General features: G+C 37.6%; 2 protein-coding genes. Both read left to right on the top strand.

Features of this window, described 5'->3' with window-relative positions; genetic code table 11:
* Nucleotides 1–191: 191 nt before the first annotated feature.
* A complete protein-coding gene (locus BCG07_RS00315) occupies nt 192–1,028 on the top strand; it encodes a hypothetical protein (protein WP_286887961.1) in 837 nt (278 codons plus the stop codon).
* 158 nt (nt 1,029–1,186) lie between these two features.
* On the top strand, nt 1,187–1,699 hold the full coding sequence (locus BCG07_RS00320) for a hypothetical protein (RefSeq protein WP_286887963.1): 513 nt from the start codon (nt 1,187–1,189) through the stop codon (nt 1,697–1,699).
* Nucleotides 1,700–1,777: the final 78 nt, after the last annotated feature.

The raw sequence follows: 1,777 nt of genomic DNA on the forward strand, positions 1-1,777 counted from the left end.
TTCTTTATGTGTATCAAGACCGATAAAAAGTATGCTATGTTTATTCATGTTAGCCTCTGCTGTTTAGTTAATTGACAAACTAATTATGGCTCTGGCTTTGAATTAAGCTAACCCACGAAAAGCGGAGGCTAACACCGTGTGGGAGTCATTATGTCTATGTGGCCTAGGGTAGTTTGAGGAACCTTCAAAAAATGAAAATGGATATTACACCTGACAATTGGCCAGATCATTATTGGAATTACCTTGCTCAGCTAGAAGTTCATGCAATTGATAAAAATCACCACGCTTTAAAGCCTTGGGATGAACTTGCCGAAAAATGTATGAATCTAGCAATTAAAGCACCATTTTTAAAAGGTAAAGAAACTGGTATTAAATCTCTTAAATTGGCTGCCGCTTTTCTAAAAAGAGTAATGAGTGATTTCAGAGGGGTTTGGTTGTTTATTAATTGGGGTTATCCTTATCAAGCTGCGTGTGTCGCGTCTTCTCTTTATGAAAATGCTCTTGTAGTAAATTGTATTAGCGGCAGAGATGATTTAGCCGAAGAAATTCTTGCCGATGAAAATGGTGATGTTCCATGGAAACCTCAAAGGCTATCCAAGATGGCTGCACAAAGAGATTTATTTGGTGAAATAAAAAACAACCCCCCAAGTGACAAAGACTTTGAACAAGCTTGGAAGCTTTGTTATCACAACTATAAACTTTTGTGTAAAATGAAGCATCCTACTCTGCAACAAATAAAAGACGAAACAAGTCACGCTACGAACAAACAAGGCCAGTTTGCTGTAATCCCTCTGCCAGATACTAGAGAAAGTTCTGTGGGTCTAAAGCAAATGATAATGGTAATTGCCATATCAAAGTTGTTTTCTGCGGCTAAGTGCTTCGCTCAGTCATCTAACTGTTCCGATGACGATGAGTTTCATCAAGAGTTTTATAATTTTGCTGCTGAAGTATACTCAGACTTGAAAAATCATATAAGTACGAGCGGTATAGGTAGCATTCCGATTAAAGCAACAGGGTTTAAGTTTTAAGCACATCGCCACATAACAAAGTGCTTAAATGGCGGACACAAAAAGCTTGGCTGTGCTCGTTCCTCGCATAGTTTAGCCAAGCATTTTGTGCCGTTTAGCACGGCGTTAGGGTTCAATTTAATAAAATAGCTCATCTAAAAATTTAAGGAGTAAAATAGATGAAAAATAAACTAGTAATCGCGTCAGCACTTTCGTTCGGTATTACCTTAGCCAATCCAGTTTTTGCAAACAATGATCAAACTCTATTAAAGTCATTTCATGACTACGGAATTTCTCAGTGTGATAGTTTTATATTGGAAAATAGCAAGCTGGAAAGTAATTGGAATTACTTTATCAATAAGCATGCTGGCGGTATTGATGGACCTTCAACGGAAGTTACGATTACACAAATTTTTGGTTCTAAGGGTGATACTGTAAAAACTGAGGATACTTATATTCAAACAGCAAAGAAATGCTTTTTGAGACAAACGTGGACATTAACATTTCCTGGTTCATGCTCAGAAAATATTGATGGAAACTCTTGGTATGTGTCCACAAAAATGCCAAATAAAGATTATACAACCTATACAAATGCGGGAGGCATGGAGCTTCACGCAAAAGAAATGTCAATGGGTAATTTCAAAGCATGTGTACAAGAAGGCTCTAAGCGGATTAGCAGCTCGCATGGCTAAACCCTAACAAGAGACTATGGCGTCAATAGTTAATTATTAACTTTTGGCGCTTCCCACATTACACCGTCTCTTAGCATC

This window comes from Pseudoalteromonas sp. ESRF-bin5, assembly GCF_002632075.1.
In the GTDB taxonomy this organism is placed as follows: Bacteria; Pseudomonadota; Gammaproteobacteria; order Enterobacterales; family Alteromonadaceae; genus Pseudoalteromonas; species Pseudoalteromonas marina.